The sequence below is a fragment of the Microvirga tunisiensis genome (assembly GCF_009296175.1).
In the GTDB taxonomy this organism is placed as follows: domain Bacteria; phylum Pseudomonadota; class Alphaproteobacteria; order Rhizobiales; family Beijerinckiaceae; genus Microvirga; species Microvirga tunisiensis.
Map to the genome: position 1 here is coordinate 1 of NZ_VOSK01000607.1, position 2,319 is coordinate 2,319.

At 58.6% G+C, this 2,319-nt stretch carries 4 protein-coding genes; 1 reads left to right on the plus strand and 3 read right to left on the minus strand.

The window, feature by feature from the left end:
* Positions 1–234 precede the first annotated feature (234 nt).
* From FS320_RS41905 to FS320_RS41915, 3 genes are all read right to left on the minus strand, one after another.
* Positions 235–570 (minus strand): response regulator transcription factor, encoded by a 336-nt coding sequence (locus FS320_RS41905; protein WP_244627731.1) that lies wholly within the window; start codon positions 568–570, stop codon positions 235–237.
* A gap of 228 nt (positions 571–798) precedes the next feature.
* Positions 799–1,026 (minus strand): hypothetical protein, encoded by a 228-nt coding sequence (locus FS320_RS41910; protein WP_152718458.1) that lies wholly within the window; start codon positions 1,024–1,026, stop codon positions 799–801.
* 123 nt (positions 1,027–1,149) lie between these two features.
* The gene (locus tag FS320_RS41915; RefSeq protein WP_152718459.1) at positions 1,150–1,800 is read right to left on the minus strand and encodes a response regulator transcription factor; all 651 of its coding nucleotides are present in this window, start codon (positions 1,798–1,800) and stop codon (positions 1,150–1,152) included.
* Positions 1,801–2,011: 211 nt separating this feature from the next.
* Between FS320_RS41915 and FS320_RS41920 the strand changes: the two genes are divergently transcribed.
* Positions 2,012–2,319: helix-turn-helix domain-containing protein (locus tag FS320_RS41920; protein ID WP_152718460.1), on the plus strand; the 308-nt coding region annotated here is incomplete at its 3' end.

Below are 2,319 nucleotides of genomic sequence, written 5' to 3' on the forward strand. Positions count from 1 at the left end.
CGCGGCGGCCAGCCGCTTGCGATCCGCCTCGTCGAGTTGCATCTCAGGAAAGGGATCATGTCGTCGCATACTCCCCAGGGAACACCCGCAGCTCTCGCGTTGCAAGACTCATGGCGACCTACTTAGACCCCGGCGTCTCGGGCGACCGTCTGAAAAGCGATGGCTGTAAAGTGAGCCGCAGGCCAGTCGCCTCTTCGTACTGGGTCGCTGGGCGGATAACCGGCGACCGAGAAACTATCGCATGACATCCTTATCCCTATTTCTCTTCAAAGCGGTATCGAGGCATTGGAGTAACGCTTGCTCGTCGAACGGCTTGCACAGGAGACAAACCACTCCAGTTTCCAGCAGTCGCGGCCGAATGCTCTCCTCGGGGGAAGCCGTGATAAATATTGTTGGCATGCCCTGATCTTGAGCGATCAAGAATCGGTGCAGCTCGATTCCGCTGATGCCCGCCATTTGAACATCCGTGATCAGACACGCCGTATCGCTCACGTAAGGGGACTGCAAGAAGTCTTCAGCGGATTCAAACAGATGAACAATCATTCCAATCGAGCTCAGAAGGCTGTTCATCGCGGTTCGAACGGACTCCTCATCGTCGACGACTGAAATGATCGGAACTTTGGACAACTGGCCAACCTTCCCGATGTGAGGAATGGAAAGTTCTCTGATTACGAAGCCACCGTAAGTGCCAAGAGCATGAAGCGAATATAGTCCAATGATATCATACTTAGGTTTTACACGCGCGATGGCTTCGTGCGTGTCGCCAGAGACCCAGTCGTTCTCGCCATTTCCGCTAAACTAAGCCGTCGCTTCGGACGGAAGATCGACCTCAGGGACGATCAAGGCCGCCTGTTGCCCCACCGTCGTGACGCGGTTGACATGCGTTAGCTCCATATGGGTCTCGCGTGAGGTCTCTCGATCGGCCTCATGGAAGAGACCCAGCACAGACCGCCCAGTCCGCTTGCCAACAGTGTAGCCGAGCTGCACAGCGACAAAGGGATTGACGCACAGGATGGTGCCGGACACCTCGGTGATGAAGTATTGTCGGATTGTTCTCGAATTCGGCTCGCCATGGCTATTCGCTGTTCTTCGAGCAAGTATTCGACATCTCAGCACGGGCTCCCTCGCGCCGTCTTCGTGCCCGTGGGCCTACTGTGAGGATGAGTAGCCCCTGAGCACCTCGGCCATTTTCACCAGATCGGCCAGCGAACGTGCGCCCATTTTTCGCATGACATGACCGCGGTGGATCTTGACGGTGATTTCGCTAATCCCCAGTTCCCCCGCAATTTGCTTGTTCATCAGACCGGCCGCGACTAGGCTCATCACCTCGCGCTCGCGCTGAGTCAGGGTCTCAAAACGGGCCTGCAGATCCGAGAGCTGGTTCGCGGCCCGTCGCTGCTGACGATTGCGCTCGAGCGCCATGGTGACCGCGTCCAGCATGTCCTGATCGCGAAACGGCTTGGGCAGAAAATCGACGGCTCCAGCTTTCATGGCTTTCACCGACATTGGAATGTCACCATGGCCCGTTATGAAGATGATGGGGATGTGAATATTTGCTTCGGCCAGCTCCGCCTGAAGGTCGAGGCCGCTCAGCCCTGGCAACCTGACGTCAATCACCAGACAACTTTCCACGTCCGGAAACGTGCTGCGCAGCAGTTCGGCAGCGGAACCGAACAACTCGACTTTCAGCCCGACGGAGCGGAACAAGCTTCTGAGTGCCTCGCGCAGGGATTCATCGTCTTCAACGATAAAAATGACGGGCTCTTCGGCCGCCGGCGGTGGAGCTGGACAATGGGGCATGAGATCCTCTCCCGCTACCTTATGATAGCAGCTGAAATTAGCACCCAAGGGGGGGATTGCCAAAGGAAGCCTAACCGGCTTGCGACTGCGCAAGCACGCGGTAGGTGGCAGGCTGGAGACCGAGCGGCTCAAAGCCAAGCCTGGCGCGATACTAGTGTTGTGTCTCTGACGGGTGATTCCGAAATCTGGTCTGACGTGCGATCCTGCTCTGATGGGCAAGATCGAACGCATTGAGGTTCCCGCCGCTGATCGGGATCGCTTGGAGAGCTTGGTCGGTGACCGCAACACATCCCAGAAGGTCGTCTGGCGGGCTCGGATTGTTCTGCTGGCTGGTGAGGGCCTGCGCGCTACCGAGGTCGCCGGCCGCGTCGGCACGAGCACTCTGACGGTACGGCGCTGGCGCCGCCGCTATGCGCAGGCGGGCGTCGACGGGCTTCTCAAGGACGCCACCCGCCCGCCAGGGCGCAAGCCCCTGACGGCCGCGGTGATCCAGCGGGTTGTCGACATGACCCTGCATGA

What these genes read in the sequence shown, in the direction of transcription:
- FS320_RS41905 (WP_244627731.1), bottom strand. Translation starts at nt 570, where the DNA reads ATGAACAGCCTTCTGAGCTCGATTGGAATGATTGTTCATCTGTTTGAA.
- FS320_RS41915 (WP_152718459.1), bottom strand. Translation starts at nt 1,800, where the DNA reads ATGCCCCATTGTCCAGCTCCACCGCCGGCGGCCGAAGAGCCCGTCATT.